This is a genomic window from Aeromonas sp. sia0103, from assembly GCF_963895295.1.
Classification (GTDB): Bacteria; Pseudomonadota; Gammaproteobacteria; order Enterobacterales; family Aeromonadaceae; genus Aeromonas; species Aeromonas encheleia.
In genome coordinates this window covers 382,730-400,545 of record NZ_CAWQKG010000022.1, presented here as the reverse complement: position 1 = coordinate 400,545, position 17,816 = coordinate 382,730, and the positions used below count along the sequence as shown (strand labels likewise).

Genomic DNA, 17,816 nt, shown 5'->3' with positions numbered 1-17,816 from the left:
AAGAAAACCGAGAGTCACTCACAGTGGCCCCGCCCCGGTCAGCCCCTATCATATCCCTGACAAGTGTCATCTTTTACACACCTGGTTAATATAAATGAATTATTGGCAAGCTATTTTAAAACAAACCACCGATCGCGAGTTCATGACGCGACTGTGGCGGCTGGCCCTGCCGGTTTCGCTGCAATCCATGATGTTCTCCCTGCTGGGTCTCATCGATATCATGATGGTGAGCCAGCTTGGCACCACGGCTGTGGCGGCGGTCGGCTTGGGCAACCGGGTCTTCTTCTTCAATCTGCTGGTGATAGCGGGCCTCTCTGGCGGGGTCTCGGTGTTGGCGGCACAGTATTACGGTCGTGGCGAACTGGGCGGGGTGCGCCGCTCCCTGGCGCTGGCGCTGGTGGGCGCCCTATTGGTGAGCCTGCCGTTTGCGCTCATCTATGTGCTCTCGCCGGGCAGCGTGCTCGGCTTTGCCAGCCAGGATCCCGCATTGCGCCTGCTGGCCGACGAGTTCCTGATGATCACCGGCGCGACCATCCTCTGCACCGCCATAGTCTTGCCGCTGGAGGCGGCCCTGCGCTCGGTGGGCAACGCGGCGGCGCCGACCCGGATCGGCATCATCGCCATCATCGCCAACGTCATCCTCAACTATGCCCTCATCTTCGGTAACTTCGGCTTCGAGGCCATGGGGGTCGCGGGCTCGGCCTGGGGCACCACGCTCTCCCGTCTGCTGCAGACCGTGCTGCTGCTGATCTACGTGCTGCGCCAGGAGCCGCGTCTCGTGCCGCGCAGACAGGACTGGTGGGACGCCTTTCGGCGCAAGGAGGTGGTGCGTTTCACCCTGATCGCCCTGCCGCTGCTGTTCCATGACGGGCTCTGGGCCTTCGGCATGCTGCTCTATGGCTTCCTCTATGCCCACCTCGGCACCGACTCCCTGGCCATCATGACCACCCTCGGCACCCTGGAGAGCATCCTCATTTCGCTCTTCTTCGGGCTGGCGGTGGCCTGCTCCACCCTGCTCGGCCACCGGCTCGGGGCCGAGGAGTACGAGGCCGCCTGGCAACACTCCCAGCTGTTCCTGCTGCTCGCCCCCGTCGGCGCCCTGCTGGTGGGGATAGCGGTCTGGCTGCTGCAGACCAACCTGCTGCAGTGGGTCGGCAACCTGCCGGCTGAGCTGATGGGGGAGGCGGGCCAGGTGCTCGCCATCATGTGCCTCGGCATGCTGCTCAAGGTGTTCAACATGGTGGGCATCATAGGGGTGCTGCGCTCCGGCGGGGACGTGAACTACAGCATCTTCATCGACATCATCGCCATGTGGTGCATCGGCCTGCCTTGTGCCTGGGCGGCGGTCAGCCTGCTGGGCTGGCCCCTCTCCTGGGTGGTGGCGGTGGTGCTGCTGGAGGAGCTGTGCAAGGTGCTGCTGGTGCAGCGCAGGATCCGCCAGCGCCACTGGCTCAAAAACCTGGTGATGGGCTAAAAAACGGGGTCATATCAATGACAGAAAATCCCCCTTTGCAGTATGCTAACGCCCTCTTCAATCAGCGACAGGGCGCGCCCGTGTCCTGTCAGTAGTCGTTTAAGGAGACGAGCATGCAAGCAGAGAAAGAGCTGATCACCGAGACTGCCCTGCTGGAGATGGCCAACGGCATCATCAAGAGTCACGAAGACTTCATCCACGGCATGCGCGCCGACGCGGTGGAGCAAAAGGGGGAGATCCTGGTGTTCAAGGGGGAATTCTTCCTGGCCGAGGATGGCACCCCAACCGGCAAGACCATGGCGGTGTTCAACATGTTTAAGCTGCTGGCCCAGCAGCTGTCGGGCAAGTACCGGCTGAACTAGACGCAGGCGTTGTGGATCGGGATGCCGCCCTCAGGCGGCATCCGTGTTGACCGGGCTGGGCAGAACGGGTTTTTCGCCGATCACGCAGTTGCGCCCCGCCATCTTGGCCAGATAGAGACACTCGTCGGCCCGGTTGAGCAGCTCTTCGATGCTCTCCCCGGAGCGGGCCAGCGTCAGCCCTATGCTCACCGTCACCTCCAGCAATTCGTCCGAGATCGGGCTCTTCACCAGCCGCGCCTCCACCGCTATCCTCAGCCGCTCCGCTATCCGCTTGGCCTTGGCCAGCTCGCCGCAACCGGGTAGCAGGATGGCGAACTCCTCGCCGCCATAACGACCGAGCACCATGCCGGGTTCCAGCTGCTCGGCCAGGGTGGCCGCCACCTCCCTGAGCACCGCATCCCCCGCCAGGTGGCCGAAGGTGTCATTGATGCGCTTGAATCTGTCCAGATCCAGCAGCAACACCGCAAAGGGGGCCTGCTTGTGGATCATGGTGGCCCTGGCCTTCTCTATCCTCTTCATCAACAGACGACGGTTCATCATGCCGGTCAGCTCGTCCGTGGTGGACTCCCGATAGAGCTGCAGCAGCATGTTGAGCTGGCCGCACTGCACCCAGGCGCTCGCCACCGTGAACAGCGCCAGCAGCCAGATCTGGTTGAGGGTCTGCAGGCTCCACAGCGGCTGCTCGGTCAGCCACCAGTTACCCAGCAACATGGTGACCAGGATGCCGCCCGCCAGTTGCAGGCCGAGGGAGAGCGGTATGGGGAAGATGGCAAACAGGCTGATCAGCAGATAGGGGAAGGCCATGTAGCCCGCCTGCAGCTCCTGATCCGCCCCGAAGCTGTGCAGGCAGATGAGGGCAAACAGCATCATCACCGCCATCAGATAGCCTAAGGCCAGCTTCATCCGCTCGCGCTTGAAGTGAATGAGATAGGAGAAGGGGATGAGCGGAGAGAGGGCCAGCAAGCAGAAGATGCGGGCCTTGAACAACTCGTCGAACTGGGCAGGTGCCAGGGTCAGCCAATCCACCAGCGCCCAGGCGGGAAGACCCAGCATCAGCACACAGGTCAGCAGCCGCAGACGTACCGTCATGAAACCCATGCGGGTCAGGGTAAAATCATCGGAGTGTTCTCTGGCACTCCAAAACTCCGACAGCTTCAGCATCCAGAGTCTCCACGTTACAGACGAGGGCTCATTCTACGCCGTACAGCCTCAAAACCCTATGCGACAGTGACCATTTGAGGGCGAGCACCGTCACACAAACCGGCGGATCATAATCGCCGCGCGCAAACGTTTCAACCCATCCAGAAATAAACCCGATCCCGCTCAATTAGCGCTGGTCAGCCCCATTTCAGCCACTACAATAGCGCCCAATTTTATCCCCCTCCCCACCATTTTTTGAGGTATTTATGGAACAGGCAGCCGCCACGCGCGCCCCCCTAGAGGCACATCCCCCCAGGCGAGCCCACAGCGAACTGGTCTACGGCATCGACGATATTCCCCCCCTGCCCCAGACCCTGTTCGCCGCCCTGCAGCATATGCTCGCCATGTTTGTCGCCATCATCACCCCGCCCCTCATCATCGCCAATGCCCTCGGCCTCCCCGCCGCCGACACCCGCTATATCGTCTCCATGTCGCTGGTCATGTCCGGCATCGCCTCCTTCATCCAGACCCGCCGCTTCGGCCCGCTCGGCTCCGGACTGCTGTCGGTGCAGGGCACCAGCTTCAACTTCCTCGGCCCCATCATCGCCTCAGGCCTCGCCCTCAAGCAGGCCGCCATGCCCACCGAGGATCTGCTGGGCACCCTGTTTGGCACCATGCTGGCGGCCGCCCTCACCATAGTGGTGATGAGCCGCTTCCTGCATCTGGTCAAGCGGGTGATCACCCCGCTGGTGACCGGCATAGTGGTGCTGCTCATCGGTCTGACTCTGATCAAGGTGGGCCTCATCAGCATGGGCGGCGGCTATGGCGCCCTGGCCGACGGCAGCTTCGCCAGCCACAGCAACCTCTTCCTCTCCCTGCTGGTGCTCGGCCTCATCGTCTTGCTGCAACGCAGTCGCAATCCCTGGCTGCGCCTCTCCGCCATCATGATCGCCATGCTGGTGGGTTATGGGGCGGCCTTGCTGCTGGGCAAGGTGAGCGCGCCAATCTTCGAGGGCCCATTGGTGATGGTGCCCATCCCCCTGCACTACGGCCTCGGCTTCGACTGGCAGCTGTTCGTGCCGCTGGCCATCATCTTCGTGGTGACGGCGCTGGAGGCCATAGGTGACATGACCGCCACCTCCGACATCTCCGGCGAGCCGCTGGACGGCCCCGTCTACATGGCGCGGATCAAGGGCGGCGTGCTGGCCGATGGGGCCAACTCCATGCTGGCGGCGGTCTTCTCCACCTTCCCCATGTCCACCTTCGCCCAGAACAACGGCGTCATCCAACTGACCGGGGTGGCCAGCCGTCACGTCGGCCTCTTCATCGCCGCCATGCTGGCCCTGCTCGGCCTGTTCCCGGCGGTGGCCAGCCTGGTACAGCAGATCCCCGAACCCGTGCTGGGCGGTGCCACCATCGTCATGTTCGGCACCATAGCCGCCGCCGGGGTGCGCATCATCTCCCGCGAGGAGCTGGACCGCCGCGCCCTGATGATACTGGCGGTGTCGATCGCCATGGGACTGGGGGTGGCGCAGGTGCCCGAGGTACTGCAGCACCTGCCGGAGCTGGCCCGAAGCGTGCTCTCCTATGGCGTTGCCACCGGCGGCCTGACCGCTATCATCATGAACCTGCTGCTGCCCATTCGCGCCAACACCAGCCACTGATCGGGTCCGACCTCCTCCCCTTGAAGCCCCGCCGTGCGGGGCTTTACCTTGCCCCTCCCCGCGGGTACTGTGCTGGCACCACTGCCGCCGGAAACCGCCATGCCCTACTCCCTGCTCAGCCCGACACCGGACACGCCATCCACTCCCCAGCCCCCCGATCTCGTGCTGGCCCAGGAGCAGCAGTGGCTGCGCGACTGCGCCCGCCAGGGTCGGGCCGGTGCCCACCTCTGGCAGGCGTCCCAGTGCCTCATCGTCACCCGCAAGGACATGCGGCTGCCCCACTATCAAAGCGCCTGTGAGCAACTCGCCGCCGAGGGCTGGCCCGTCTATGTGCGCGACAGCGGCGGCACCGCCGTGCCCCACGGCGCCGGCATCCTCAACCTCTCCCTGTTGCTGCCGCGCACCACCACGGATCTTGGCCACTACTACCAACTGCTGGGGGCGCCGCTGCTGGCCCTGCTGGCGGACTATGGCCTGCAGGGCGGCTACGACTTCGTGCCCGGTTCGTTTTGCGACGGTCAGTACAATCTGGTGATCGGGGGTCGCAAGATTACCGGCACCGCCCAGCGCTGGCTGGCGCCGGCCCAGGATCACGGCGGCGCCGTGCTGGCCCAGGCCATGCTGCTGGTGGCGGGGGATCTGGACGAGGGGACCCGCATGGCGAGCCGCTTCTATGAACTGGCGGGCGGAGAGCTGCGCTTCCTGCCCGGCACCTCCACCACGCTGGCACAGCAGATCGGTTGGCAGGGCAGTCCCGAGGAGCTGGTGGCGCAGGTCCGGCGGCGGCTGCAGGTGCTGCTGATCGGCGGCTAGGCCCCTGCCCTTCTCCAACGGGCAGGAGAGCTAACCACTAGGACGCCAACGAAAAAGCCACGACCGGGGTCGTGGCTTTTTCATTTCCTGCACGGAGCAAAGACAGGCTCAGGCCGTCTGCGGCTCGGGCTCCGACTCGGTATCCTGGCCCCGGCTGAAGCAATAGACCAGGGTCTCGGCTGTCACAGCATGGGATCCCAACAGAGACTCATGCAGTCTGGGGCTCGGATTCCGCATCCAGATCCCGGCTGAAGTAGGCGCGGGTCTCGGCGATCACCACGTGGCGCAGGCCGATGAGGCCGATCAGGTTCGGCACCGCCATCAGGCCGTTGACGATGTCGGCCAGCAGCCAAATCATGTCCAGATGGAGGAAGGCGCCACTCGCCACCAGCACCAGATAGATGAGGCGGTAGGGCTTGATGGCCTTGACCCCGAACAGGTACTCGGTGCAGCGCTCGCCGTAGTAGTTCCAGCCGAGAATGGTAGTGAAGGCGAAGAACAGCAGCCCTATGCTCACCAGATACTGGCCTATCTGCGCATCCAGTCCCTGGGCGAAGGCGGCGCTGGTCATGGCGGCACCGCTCAGGTCCCCGCTCCAGACGCCGGTGACCACCAGGGTCAGGCCGGTCATGGTGCAGATGATGAGGGTGTCGATGAAGGTGCCGGTCATGGAGACCAGCCCCTGCTCCACGCAGGAATCCGTCTTGGCCGCCGCCGCCGCTATGGGGGCAGAGCCGAGGCCTGACTCGTTGGAGAAGACCCCGCGCGCCACCCCGGACTGGATCGCCAGCATGATGCCGGCCCCGACGAAGCCGCCGGTGGCGGCATGGCCGGTGAAGGCGCTGTTGATGACCAACATCACCGCCTCCGGCAGGGCGCCGGCATTGTTCACCAGCACCCCGGCACAGGCGAGGATGTAGAAGATGGCCATGAAGGGCACCACCTTGCTCGACACGCTGGAGATGGACTGGATGCCCCCCAGGGTCACCAGCGCCACTATCAGCGTCAGCACCACGGCGGTCGCCTCGCGGGGCACCGAGAAGGAGAGGCTCATGGCGTCGGAGATGGCGTTGACCTGGGGGAAGGTGCCGATGCCGAAGAAGGCGACACCTATGCCAAACAGGGCGAACAGCTTGGCGAGCGGCTTGGAGCCGAGCCCCTTCTCCAGATAGTACATGGGGCCACCCGCCATCTGGCCGTTGGCATCCTGCTGGCGATACTTGACCGCCAGCAGACACTCGGCGTACTTGGTCGCCATGCCGAACAGGGCCGCCATCCACATCCAGAACAGGGCACCCGGGCCGCCAAGCTTGATGGCGGTGGCAACCCCGACTATGTTGCCGGTGCCTATGGTGGCGGAGAGCGCGGTGCAGAGCGCGGCGAAGCTGGAGACATCCCCCTGCTTGCCCTGGCCCTGATCGCGACCAAATACCAGTCGCAGGGCGAGCGGCAAGCGCACGACCTGAAGCAAACCCAGACGCAGGGTGAGATAGACACCGGTCCCGACCAGCAGGATCAGCAGTGGCGGACCCCAGATAAAGCTATCGATGGCGGTTAACGCCGATTGAATTGATGACATGCATCCTCCTTAAAAAACAACAATTAAGGAGGAGAAGGATGATCTTCCCATAGGTGTCGCGATCGCCAGAGGTGATCGGATGCGGGCCAAGCCCAGGTACAACCATCCCATCCCCTCTGTCCTTTTGCCTGAGAGTTTCCGACACCTGCCTGCGATGCAGTCATGGTGCCTTGCTCCTTCGGCGCCCGATCTAACGGGTCTCTCCAGAGTATCGTCCAGTAGCAGTCCACACCGGTTGCCCGGTACCTGAAAGATTCACTTCTTCGGTGGATGGTCCCCCATCGCTCTCCTGCTACCTTCATCCGAACTAGTTTGGATTAGGAAGCGGGCATGGTAATCCAAAAACTGTGAGCTGTCTCCCGCTCGGCCGCCCGGGGCCGCGCTTTTTTTCCACTGACGCCAGCATCCAGAAAAATGTTACTTGTTCGTTAACTATCAACAGCTTACCGAGTTTCATTCGACCCATTCTCGAGACAGCTTCGCCACCTCGTTGCATATCGACAGCATCTTTCGTCTCGACCAGAAAAACTTGCCAACATATCCAATCAAAATGCTTGCACAGAAACGCAATAAGCCGATAATCCCGCGCATAACTAAGCACTTTGCCGAGGAGTTATGCATTGTGCCTGGTGGGTCCCTCCGGACCACTCGCCTGAGCCGGCCGCTGCCGTCTCAACAAACCAAGGCTAGGGCAGACCTGCCCCCTAAGGACTTTCAAAAGAGAATGAACGAGACCCTGATCGCACAAGATTACCGTCAGCTGGTTGAACAATTTGGCTCCCCCCTGCTGCTGCTCGACAAGGCAGCCGTCCGCAAACAGTATCGGGCCCTGGCCGCCGCCCTGCCCGATGTGCGCTTGCACTATGCACTCAAGCCCCTGCCCCATGAGGCGGTGGTCTCTGTCTTGCGGGAAGAGGGGGCCTGTTTCGATCTGGCCACCAATGGCGAAGTGGATCTGGTGCGCAGCCAAGGGGTTCGCCCGGGACGCTGTATTCATACCCATCCCATCAAGCGCGACAGCGACATCCGCTATGCGCTGGAGTTCGGCTGCACCGTCTTTGTCTATGACAACCCGCTGGAGCTGGAGAAGTTCATTCCCTACAAGGACGAGGTCAAACTGCTGCTGCGAGTCAGCTTCCCGAACCCGGAGACCAAGGTCGATCTCTCCAAGAAGTTTGGCTGCACCCCGGAGCAGGCGCTGCCGCTGCTGCAACTGGCTCAGGCCAAGGGGATCAAGGTGATGGGGCTGTCGTTCCACGTCGGCTCTCAGGTACCCCACTCCCGTCGCCACGTGCAGGCCATCGACGCCTGCCGCGAGATCATGGAGCAGGCCTGGGATCTCGGGCTCAAGCCCTGGGTGCTGGACATCGGCGGCGGTTTCCCGGTGGACTATGAGGGCGGCGAGTTCGACATCGACGGCTTCTGCGCCCCGATCCGCGCGGCGCTGGCCAAGCTGCCCGCCACCGTGCAGAAGATCGCCGAGCCGGGCCGCTTCATCAGCGCGCCGGCCATGACCTCGGTGTCCAGCGTGATGGGCAAGGCCCACCGCGGTGACAAGATCTGGTACTACCTGGATGACGGCCTCTACGGCAGCTACAACGGTCAGCTCTATGACCACGTAACCTACCCGGTGAGCACCCCCTATGCCCACGGCGAACTGCACAATGCGGTGCTCTCCGGCCCCACCTGCGACAGCGTGGACGTGATCCGCGACGGCATCATGCTGCCGGATCTGGCGATCGGCGAGCTGGTCATCGGTCGGGTGATGGGGGCCTACACCTGGGCCTCGGCCTCCACCTTCAACTTCTTCCCCAAGGCGAGCATCCTGATCCTGGACAGCGCCCAGAAGCAGAAGCTGGTGGCGGTGGCCTGATCCGGCCTGGATTGCACCAAACAAGAGGGGGAAGCAAATGCTTCCCCCTCTTCGTATCTATCTCTGCACCACTCTGGCATCAGAGGAACTGGCTACCCAGCAGCCAGGAGGTATAGGCCACGAAGATGGCGAGCAGCAGGCCCCCTTCCCAGCGGTTGATCCGCCCCTGCCCCTTGCGGCCAAGACACATGATCAGCAGCAACAGGGTCAGCCCCATCATCAGGCTCCAGTCACGGGAGAGCACCGCCGGGTCCACATCCAGCGGCGCTATGCCGGCGGCGATGCCGACCACGGCCAGGGTGTTGAACAGGTTAGAGCCGAGCACGTTGCCGAGCGCAAGATCGTGCTCCTTCTTGCGAATGGCGATGAGGGAGGAGGCCAGCTCCGGCAGCGAGGTGCCCACCGCCACTATGGTCAGGCCGATCACCAGATCGCTGATGCCAAGCGCCTGGGCTATGGTCACAGCGCCCCACACCAGCAGGCGGGAGGCGGCGATCAGCAGCACCAGGCCAACCAGGAGCCAGACGATGGCGCGCTTGAGCGACATGCCCTCGCTACTGATATCGTCCGCGATATCCGCATCGAGCGCATCTCCCTTGCCGGTCATGCCGGCCCAGATGGACCAACCCATCAGCACCAGGAACACGGCCCCCAGGATCAGCGCATCAGTGCCACCCAGGTGGCCATCGATCAGCAGGGCACCGGAGAGCAGGGTGATGCCGAGCAGGATGGGGATCTCCTTGCGTACCACCTGGGAGGAGACGGCGATGGGGCTGATGAGGGCGGTCAGACCCAGGATCAGCGCGATGTTGGTGATGTTGGAGCCATAGGCGTTGCCGAGGGCCAGCCCAGGGTTACCCTGAGCCGCCGCCAGCGCGGAGACCACCATCTCCGGGGCCGAGGTACCAAAACCTATGATCACCATGCCGATCAGCAGCGGTGGCATGCCGGCATAACGGGCGGTCGCGGCGGCGCCGTCCACAAATTTATCCGCACTCCAGACCAGCAGCGCCAGTCCGGCAATCAGGGCAACAAAAGCCAGGGTCATATTCTTCTATCCCATCGACTGCAAACACGAGAGCCAGGCTGCTAGCCTGGCTCCATCCAAAAGTGGGCTCAGTGTAGCGAGCCGCCTTGCTATTTCAAGGTGAAATCAAACAATGATTAACAGTTCAGAGCGCGGCCAGCAGACTCTCGGCATCGGACACCTCAAACTTGCCCGGCGCCTCCACGAACAGCTGCTGCACCACGCCGTCCTGGGCGATCAGGGCGAAGCGTTGCGCCCGCAGGCCACCGAAGGCGCCGGTCGCCTTGGCCAGGCCCAGGGCCTGGGTCCAGCTGCCGTCGCCATCCGCCAGCATGGTGATGGCTTCGGCATTCTGGGCCTCCTGCCACGCCCTCATCACGAAGGCATCGTTCACCGAGAGGCAATAGATGGCATCGATGCCCTTAGCCTTGAACTCGTCCGCCAGCACCACGTAACCGGGCAGATGGGCATTGGAGCAGGTGGGGGTGAAGGCGCCGGGCACCGCGAACAGCACCACTCTCTTGCCCGCAAACAGGGCCTGGCTGTCCTGCACCTGCTTGCCCTCGGCAGTCAGGAAGGTGAATTCGCCCGCAGGCAGGGATTGGCCGACAGTGATCATGATGTCTCGTCCTTAAGTGGAGGGAAGATGTTCCAGTCTACTCCAACCCTGAAGGGGGCGACACCGGCTCCCCCCTGCCGCCGTGCCTGCCAGGTCGCGATGGTGAGCAGGAAAACCAAACTCGACGGCTCGCGTCGCCACCCTCACCCGTGCCGCCGCGCCTGCCAGGTTGCGATGGCCAGCAGGGAATCCGGAGTGAACTCGTCGGCCCGCGCCGCTATCTCGGCCAGGCTCATCCAGTGCACCTCGCTCACCTCCTCCGCCTGCAGCTGCAGCGGCCCCTGATAGCAACAGCTGAACAGCCCGCCCCAGACCCGATAGCCTTCCCCCTCGGCGTAGAAGGTGCCAAACGCCTGCAACGCCACGTCGCGGATGCCCAGCTCCTCGGCCAGCTCGCGCCGTGCGGAGGGTTCCATCTGCTCACCCTGGGTCACCACGCCGCCGGCGCAGGCGTCCAGCATGCCGGGGCAGAAGTCCTTGCCGAGGGTACGGCGCTGCACCAGCACCCTCTCAGCCTCATCGAGCACCAGGATATAGCTGGCACGATGACGCAGATTCTCCCGCCGCACCTTGGCCCGCTCGGCGACCCCGATCACCCTATCCTGCGCATCCACTACGTCCACCCACTCCACTCGCGACACCTTCATTGAACTCATCGATGACCCGCAGTATATCGGGGCAGCGGCCTGCCGAGGCACCCTTTTTTCACGGCCAGAGACGCCGCTTCGCAGGGCGCGATAACGCCGAAAGAAGGATTCATACAACCCTTTATAAAATGTCACATCAGTGTCACGGGAGCGCGGCATAGTGTGCCCTGTCCAAGCAACAGGGTGTTTTGCCATGAAGGTGTTCAAGCAGTTGTCTCCACGCCAGATTGCCCGTTATATCAAGAGCTTCCATCACGGTAGCTTCATGATAGAGGCGCTGGGGCGCTTCGAGTTTCAGGGCGGGATCATCGATCTGAAATCCCTGAGCTGCCATCAGGCGCTGCGCCTGGCCCGGCAGATCAACCTGGCGGTGCGCGATCTGCGCACCACCGCCCTGTTGCCGGGCTGACATACTCCTTTCCGTTGGTAGTCTGCTTCCATGTACGTCTTTGCCCGCCGATCACCGATCGTGCGGGCGTTTTTATCGCGCCCAGCAGTCGGCGCTCAATGCTGCAGGATCTGGGACAGGAACAGCTTGGTGCGCTCCGACTGGGGATGGTCGAAGAACTGATCCGGCACGTTCTCCTCGATGATCTGGCCTCTGTCCATGAAGATCACCCGATCCGCGACCTGCTTGGCAAACCCCATCTCGTGGGTCACGCAGAGCATGGTCATCCCCTCATGGGCCAGCTCCACCATGACATCCAGCACCTCGCGCACCATCTCGGGATCCAGCGCCGAGGTCGGCTCGTCAAACAGCATGACCTGCGGATTCATGCAGAGGCTGCGGGCGATGGCCACCCGCTGCTGCTGCCCGCCGGACAGCTGACCCGGATACTTGAGCGCCTGCTCCGGGATCCTGACCCGGCGCAGGAAGGTCATGGCGATCTCCTCGGCCTCCTTGCGGGGCAGTTGCTTGACCCAGATGGGTGCCAGACAGCAGTTTTCCAGCACGGTCAGATGGGGGAACAGGTTGAAGTGCTGGAACACCATTCCCACCTCCTTGCGCACCGTCTCTATGTGCTTGAGATCCGAGGTGAGCACTGTGCCCCTGACCAGGATGTCACCGCTCTGGTGCTCCTCCAACCGGTTGATGCAGCGGATCATGGTGGACTTGCCCGAGCCGGATGGCCCGCAGATGACGATCTTCTCCCCCTTGCCCACCTGCAGGTTGATGTTACGCAGCACATGGAACTCGCCATACCATTTGTTGACGTCCTTGAGTGAAACCACGGTGTCCGTTGTCATGTTGAAGCTACTCCCGAAGCTTGTGAGCGCTGGTTCTGTGCTCCCATTACCCGTTTTTCCCCATTCCACCCCTGTCGGGCGATATTGCGCTGCATATGACAGTCGCCATGCCGTTTGTGATAGGCGGCCTTGAGCGCGGCCATCATCTCTGTTGTCATCTTGCAATCACTCCTAACGCTTGTGACCCGTGTTGAGCTTGTTCTCCAGATAGATGGAGTAGCGGGACATACCAAAACAGAACATCCAGAAAATCATGGCGATGAACACATAGGCCTCGGTGGAGAACCCCAGCCAGGCCGGATCTGCCAACGCCACCTTGGAGATGGCGAGCAGATCGAACAGGCCGATGATCAGCACCAGGCTGGTGTCCTTGAACAGGGAGATGAAGGTGTTCACCAGGGAGGGGATGGTGATCTTGAGGGCCTGCGGCATGATGATGAGCCCCATCACCTTCCAGTAGGAAAGCCCAAGGGCATCCCCCGCCTCATACTGCCCCTTGGGGATCGCCTGCAGGCCACCGCGCACCACCTCGGCCACATAGGCCGACTGGAACAATATGATGCCGATGAGGGCCCGCAACAGCTTGTCGAGCTCCACCTCGGTGGTCATGAACAGTGGCAGCATGACGGAGGCCATGAACAGCACAGTGATCAGGGGCACCGCCCGCCAGAACTCGATATAGACGGTGGACAGGCTGGAGATGACCGGCATGTGGGAGCGGCGCCCCAATGCCAGCAGGATCCCGAATGGCAGGGCCACCGCTATGCCCACCACCGCCAGCACCAGGGTCAGCATCAGCCCGCCCCAGCGGTTGGTCTCCACCACCTCGAGGCCAACCCCGCCGTGGATCAGCAGGAAAGCGATGACCGGGAACACCAGCAGGGTAAAGATCGCCAGCCAACCCTTGCGGGGTGTTCTTGGCCAGATCAGCAACGCCAGCAGCCCGGCCAGCCCGGCAAACACCAGGTTGATGCGCCAGTACTGATCCACCGGGTAGAAGCCGTAGAGGTATTGCCCCAGCCGACTCTCGATGAAGATCCAGCAGGCCCCTCCCTGCACGCAATCGGCACGGCTGCTCCCCAGCCAGCTGGCCGAGAACAGGGCCCAATCCAGCGCGGACCAGATAGCCGGCAACAGCAGGTACGCCAACCCTAGGGTCAACAGGCCGTTCCACCAGTTGGGGAACAGATTTTGCCTGATCCAGGCGAGGATCCCTCGACGATTGCTGGGCGGCGGCAGCGCTTCTTGCAACTCATTCACAAACATATTGCCTCCCTAGCGCTCCACCAGCGTCATCTTGCGGTTGTAGATGTTCATCAGCACCGAGGTGGTGATACTGATGAGCAGATAGACCCCCATGGTCATGGCGATCACCTCGATCGCCTGCCCGGTCTGGTTGAGGGTGGTCCCCATGAACACGGAGACCAGATCCGGATAGCCGATGGCGGTGGCCAGCGAAGAGTTCTTGGTGAGATTCAGATACTGGCTGGTGAGCGGGGGTATGATGACCCGCATCGCCTGCGGGATGACCACCAGCCGCAGGGTCTTGGTGGGCGACAGCCCCAGCGCGGAGGCGGCCTCCGTCTGCCCCTTGCTGATGGCCTGGATACCGGAGCGCACTATCTCGGCGATGAAGGCCGCCGTGTAGATGGTCAGCGCCAGCAGCAGGGCGGCCAGCTCGGGCAGCACCGTCAGCCCGCCCCTGAAGTTGAAGCCCTGCAGGGTAGGGATGCTCCAGGAGAGCGGGCTCCCCACCAGCAGGAAAGTGAGCAGGGGCAGCAGGATGAGCAGGCCTATGGAGCAGAGCCAGACCGGGAAGCTCCTGCCAGTCAGCTCCTGGCGGCGATGGGCCCAGCGACGCAGGCCCCAGCTCACCAACAGCGCCAGCAGCAGCGCCCACAGCACATAACCGAAGCCATCCTCGAACAGGGGCTTGGGGATATAGAGGCCGCGCACATTGAGGAAGGCGAGTTCCCCCAGCTCTACGCTCTGGCGCGGCGAGGGCAAGGTGCGCAGCACCGAGAAGTACCAGAAGAAGATCTGCAGCAGCAGCGGAATGTTGCGAAAGGTCTCGATGTAGACGGTGGCAATCTTGGCCACCAGCCAGTTGCTCGACAGCCGGGCCACCCCGAGCACGAAGCCGAGCAGGGTGGCAAATAGAATGCCGAGCACCGACACCAGCAGGGTATTGAGCAGGCCGACCACGAAGGTGCGACCGAAGGTATAGGTCTCGTCGTAGGGGATCAGGCTCTGCAAGATGCCGAAACCGGCGGTGTTGCCCAGAAAGTCGAAGCCGGTGGTGATGCCACGGGTGGCCAGATTGGTCAGGGCATTGTTGATGATGTAGAACAGAAACGCGATCACGGCCGCAACGGCCAGGCACTGGAAGATCAGAGCCCGTACCTTCGCGTCATACCACCAGCGGCCCTGTTCTTTCCTCTGGTTCGGTGCATGTAACGCCATAGGGATGACTCCGGCAAGGCCAAGGCAAGAGGGAAATGGGGGGCCAGGCCCCCCGGCAGTTCATCGACTCAGCGGATGGGCGGGGCATACATCAGGCCCCCCTTGTTCCACAGCGCATTGATGCCTCGATCGATCTTGAGCGGAGAACCCGCCCCCACGTTGCGATCGAACGACTCGCCGTAGTTGCCGACCTGCTTGACGATGTTGTAGGCCCACTTGTCATCCAGCCCCAGCACGGCGCCCTTGGGCTCTTCCAGCCCCAGCAGACGGCGGATGTCCGGATTGGTGGATTTCAGCATCTCATCCACGTTGGCACTGGTGACCCCCGCCTCCTCGGCATTGAGCATGGCGTAGAGGCTCCAGCGCACTACCTTGAACCACTGCTCATCCCCTTGCCGCACCGCCGGGCCCAGCGGCTCCTTGGAGATCACCTCAGGCAGCACCACGGCCTCTCCCGGCTTTGACAGCTTGATCCTCAGCGAATAGAGCTGGGACTGATCCGAGGTCAGCACGTCGCAGCGCCCCGCCTCGAATCCCTTGACGGTCTGATCCGAGGTATCGAACACCACTGGGGTATATTTCATGCCACCGTTGGCACGGAAGTAGTCCGCCAGGTTGAGCTCGGTGGTGGTACCGGACTGGATACAGACAGCGGCGCCGTCCAGCTCCTTGGCACTCTTGACCCCGAGGGACTTGTTGACCAGGAAGCCCTGGCCGTCGTAGTAGTTCACGCCGGCGAAGGTCAGGCCCAGCGAGCCGTCACGGGTCAGGGTCCAGGTGGTGTTGCGGGAGAGCAGGTCGACCTCACCGGATTGCAGGGCGGTGAAACGCTCCTTGGCGGTGAGGGAGACATACTTGACCTTGCCGGCATCCCCCAGCACGGCGGCGGCGACGGCGCGGCAGACGTCCACGTCCAGCCCGGTCCAGGTGCCCTTGGCATCCGGGTTGGAGAATCCGGGCAGACCATCGCCGACCCCGCACTGCACGAACCCCTTCTTCTTGACCGCGTCCAGGGTCCCATCCGCCCAGACATTGGCCGCCGTCAGCGACAGCACTATCACCATACCTGCCTTGTGTATCTGCTTCATGTCACTCTTCCCTGTGGTTTGATTCAAAGTTGGCACCCCAAACCTCATCAGATGCCTTGGTTTTCTCTGCTTTTTGCAGCTTATCCAGCCGGTTAAAAACCTGTCAATCGGTGCAACCTGGCCCACTTCTGGTGCAACAGCACAAAATGTTTAAACCGCTCACGGTGCACCATTTGAATAGAAAATAGACCCTTATCGACCAAATAGCCTGCTGTCATAGGCCATTCATTCCATGAGGATTATTTTTTCGACAAAATGCGACTGCACCGTGGTGGGGCAACGAAGTGGCCTCATAACAGATTCATTAAGCTCAGATTTCTGTCAGCAGGCTCCAACACAGGGAGCCGTGACCCTGAAAGGCAGGAATGGGAGTGGCGGTGAAGAGCGCGATGGCCCTGTGGCTTTCCGGCGCTAGGGGACGCCATTGGCGGAGCTGCCATTGACTCGGCAGGCCCCCTGCCCGCACTGGCTCTGTGATAATGCAGCCGGACGGCCAGGGGATCAGCCGCCGCGCGGGCCGTCTTCGATCTCGGTGATGACGCCGTTCTCGACGGTGACAAACTGCATGAACTCGCTCTTGCCGAAGTTGTATGTCCAGCGCTCGGCGTACTTGACCGTCATCCTGGCGCCAAAGCCGTTCTCCTCGTAACGGGTCAGGTCCTCCCTGAGCATCGGCTGACCGCAGCGGATCAGCAGCTCGGCCGTGGTATCCCCCTCGGTCAGCAGGGCGCTCTTGCAACGCAGGGTACCGGCGCTCACCGGCAGCGTGGCAACCAGCAGTAGCAACCACCACATTGACTTCATTTTGCACTCCATTTGAACAGCGCGGCCCCCAGCGTGACACACACCAGGGCGAACAGGACAACCTGGGCCAATGGCCCAGCCACCTCCTGCCAACCGGCGCCCTCCAGCATCACGGCGCGGGCTGCATCGATGATCTGACTGAGCGGCAAACGCGCCGCCACCGCCTGCAACCAGGGGGGAGAGCCCTCCAGCGAAAACCAGACGCCGGATAAGAACATCATGGGCAGACTGATGAGATTGAGCAAACCGCTCGCCAGCTCTTCGTTCTGGATGCGGGCAGCGATGAGCAGCCCGAGCGAAGCCATGGCGGCGCCACCTGCCAGAGCGATCAGCAGCAGCAACCAGCCCGAGCCGAGCAGCGGGACGCCGAGCAGCCAGTACGCCACCAGAAACACCAGCAGACTCACCACCAGGGTGATCAGGACACGCGACAGCAGCTGCGCGCAGAGGAACTCGGCCGCCGACAGCGGGGTCGCTCGCAATCGCTTGAGCACCCCGTTCTTGCGATAGCGCACTATGACGAAGCCGACCCCGAACAGGCCGGAGAACATCAGGTTCATGCCGATCACCCCGGGCAGCAGCCAGTCGCCGTAGCGGATGGCCTGGCCGCTCAGGGTCTCCTTCTGCAGCGGCATGAACACCGCTTGGCGCAGCAGGTACTCCGCCATGGCCCCCTGGGGCGCATCCGGGTTGACCCAATAGCGCCCCTGCGCCGGCGAGAGCAGCAGATCCAGCTGATGATGGCGCACCTTGAGCCGCCCCCTCCCCTCGTCCTCATAGGGGATCAGCTTGAGCAGCGGTATGACGCCGAGGGGCTGGTAGGCGGCGGGCAGCGCCCCCAGCACCCCGATCTGCACCAGCGGCTTGGGGGGGCCGGAGAAGATGAGGGAGAAGCCGATCACCAGCAGCAGGGGGAAGGCCAGGTTCCAGATCAGCGCCGCCCTGTCCCGCACAAACTCGAGGTTGCGGGCATGGAAGAGTGCGCCGATACGCTTCATCGAGCCGCTCATGCGCC

General features: G+C 62.8%; 17 protein-coding genes and 1 riboswitch. Of the genes, 6 read left to right on the top strand and 11 right to left on the bottom strand.

The window, feature by feature from the left end:
• The first annotated feature begins 94 nt into the window (after positions 1-94).
• Positions 95-1,474, top strand: a complete 1,380-nt coding sequence (locus AACW18_RS10265; RefSeq protein ID WP_218388572.1) for an MATE family efflux transporter — start codon at positions 95-97, stop codon at positions 1,472-1,474.
• Between the two features lie 113 nt (positions 1,475-1,587).
• The gene (locus AACW18_RS10260; protein WP_218388571.1) at positions 1,588-1,836 is read left to right on the top strand and encodes a DUF2498 family protein; all 249 of its coding nucleotides are present in this window, start codon (positions 1,588-1,590) and stop codon (positions 1,834-1,836) included.
• A gap of 30 nt (positions 1,837-1,866) precedes the next feature.
• Here AACW18_RS10260 and AACW18_RS10255 read toward each other — a convergent pair whose 3' ends face one another.
• Entirely contained in the window at positions 1,867-2,997 is a 1,131-nt protein-coding gene (locus AACW18_RS10255) for a GGDEF domain-containing protein (RefSeq protein WP_218388570.1), read from the bottom strand.
• A 245-nt stretch (positions 2,998-3,242) separates the two neighbouring features.
• On the opposite strand from AACW18_RS10255, the gene AACW18_RS10250 reads away from it, so the two are divergent.
• The gene (locus AACW18_RS10250; protein ID WP_218388569.1) at positions 3,243-4,640 is read left to right on the top strand and encodes a nucleobase:cation symporter-2 family protein; all 1,398 of its coding nucleotides are present in this window, start codon (positions 3,243-3,245) and stop codon (positions 4,638-4,640) included.
• Positions 4,641-4,739: 99 nt separating this feature from the next.
• Positions 4,740-5,453, top strand: coding sequence for a lipoyl protein ligase domain-containing protein (locus AACW18_RS10245; protein WP_218388568.1), 714 nt, complete (start codon positions 4,740-4,742; stop codon positions 5,451-5,453).
• 208 nt (positions 5,454-5,661) lie between these two features.
• Here AACW18_RS10245 and AACW18_RS10240 read toward each other — a convergent pair whose 3' ends face one another.
• A complete protein-coding gene (locus AACW18_RS10240) occupies positions 5,662-7,032 on the bottom strand; it encodes an alanine/glycine:cation symporter family protein (RefSeq protein ID WP_218289913.1) in 1,371 nt (456 codons plus the stop codon).
• A 106-nt stretch (positions 7,033-7,138) separates the two neighbouring features.
• Positions 7,139-7,249: riboswitch (glycine riboswitch) on the bottom strand.
• A gap of 507 nt (positions 7,250-7,756) precedes the next feature.
• Here AACW18_RS10240 and AACW18_RS10235 point away from each other — a divergent pair.
• Positions 7,757-8,905 (top strand): type III PLP-dependent enzyme, encoded by a 1,149-nt coding sequence (locus AACW18_RS10235; RefSeq protein WP_218388567.1) that lies wholly within the window; start codon positions 7,757-7,759, stop codon positions 8,903-8,905.
• Between the two features lie 79 nt (positions 8,906-8,984).
• On the opposite strand, the gene AACW18_RS10230 is transcribed toward AACW18_RS10235, so the two are convergent.
• The 3 genes from AACW18_RS10230 to yfcD all read right to left on the bottom strand — a co-directional run bounded on the left by AACW18_RS10230 (position 8,985) and on the right by yfcD (position 11,207).
• Positions 8,985-9,953 carry a calcium/sodium antiporter gene (locus tag AACW18_RS10230; RefSeq protein WP_218388566.1) on the bottom strand — a complete coding sequence of 323 codons (969 nt, stop codon included), beginning with the start codon at positions 9,951-9,953 and terminating at the stop codon, positions 8,985-8,987.
• A gap of 124 nt (positions 9,954-10,077) precedes the next feature.
• A complete protein-coding gene (locus AACW18_RS10225; protein WP_218388565.1) occupies positions 10,078-10,551 on the bottom strand; it encodes a peroxiredoxin in 474 nt (157 codons plus the stop codon).
• 143 nt (positions 10,552-10,694) lie between these two features.
• Positions 10,695-11,207, bottom strand: a complete 513-nt coding sequence (yfcD, locus tag AACW18_RS10220) for an NUDIX hydrolase YfcD (RefSeq protein WP_371317031.1) — start codon at positions 11,205-11,207, stop codon at positions 10,695-10,697.
• Between the two features lie 184 nt (positions 11,208-11,391).
• Here yfcD and AACW18_RS10215 point away from each other — a divergent pair, with 184 nt between their 5' ends.
• Positions 11,392-11,607 carry a DUF1107 family protein gene (locus AACW18_RS10215; RefSeq protein ID WP_218289910.1) on the top strand — a complete coding sequence of 72 codons (216 nt, stop codon included), beginning with the start codon at positions 11,392-11,394 and terminating at the stop codon, positions 11,605-11,607.
• Positions 11,608-11,702: 95 nt separating this feature from the next.
• On the opposite strand, the gene AACW18_RS10210 is transcribed toward AACW18_RS10215, so the two are convergent.
• The 6 genes from AACW18_RS10210 to AACW18_RS10185 all read right to left on the bottom strand — a co-directional run bounded on the left by AACW18_RS10210 (position 11,703) and on the right by AACW18_RS10185 (position 17,811).
• Complete coding sequence (locus tag AACW18_RS10210; RefSeq protein WP_042653987.1) at positions 11,703-12,446, bottom strand: amino acid ABC transporter ATP-binding protein; 744 nt, start codon at positions 12,444-12,446, stop codon at positions 11,703-11,705.
• Between the two features lie 171 nt (positions 12,447-12,617).
• Positions 12,618-13,712, bottom strand: coding sequence for an amino acid ABC transporter permease (locus AACW18_RS10205; RefSeq protein WP_042653988.1), 1,095 nt, complete (start codon positions 13,710-13,712; stop codon positions 12,618-12,620).
• Positions 13,713-13,721: 9 nt separating this feature from the next.
• Positions 13,722-14,909 (bottom strand): amino acid ABC transporter permease, encoded by a 1,188-nt coding sequence (locus AACW18_RS10200; protein ID WP_252994820.1) that lies wholly within the window; start codon positions 14,907-14,909, stop codon positions 13,722-13,724.
• A gap of 68 nt (positions 14,910-14,977) precedes the next feature.
• On the bottom strand, positions 14,978-15,997 hold the full coding sequence (locus tag AACW18_RS10195) for an amino acid ABC transporter substrate-binding protein (RefSeq protein ID WP_042653990.1): 1,020 nt from the start codon (positions 15,995-15,997) through the stop codon (positions 14,978-14,980).
• Positions 15,998-16,498: 501 nt separating this feature from the next.
• Positions 16,499-16,813 carry a DUF2845 domain-containing protein gene (locus tag AACW18_RS10190; protein WP_218289907.1) on the bottom strand — a complete coding sequence of 105 codons (315 nt, stop codon included), beginning with the start codon at positions 16,811-16,813 and terminating at the stop codon, positions 16,499-16,501.
• Positions 16,798-17,811: an ABC transporter permease gene (locus tag AACW18_RS10185; RefSeq protein ID WP_218388564.1), complete on the bottom strand. Its 1,014-nt coding sequence runs from the start codon at positions 17,809-17,811 to the stop codon at positions 16,798-16,800. Before AACW18_RS10185 ends, AACW18_RS10190 begins: the two co-directional genes overlap by 16 nt.
• Positions 17,812-17,816: the final 5 nt, after the last annotated feature.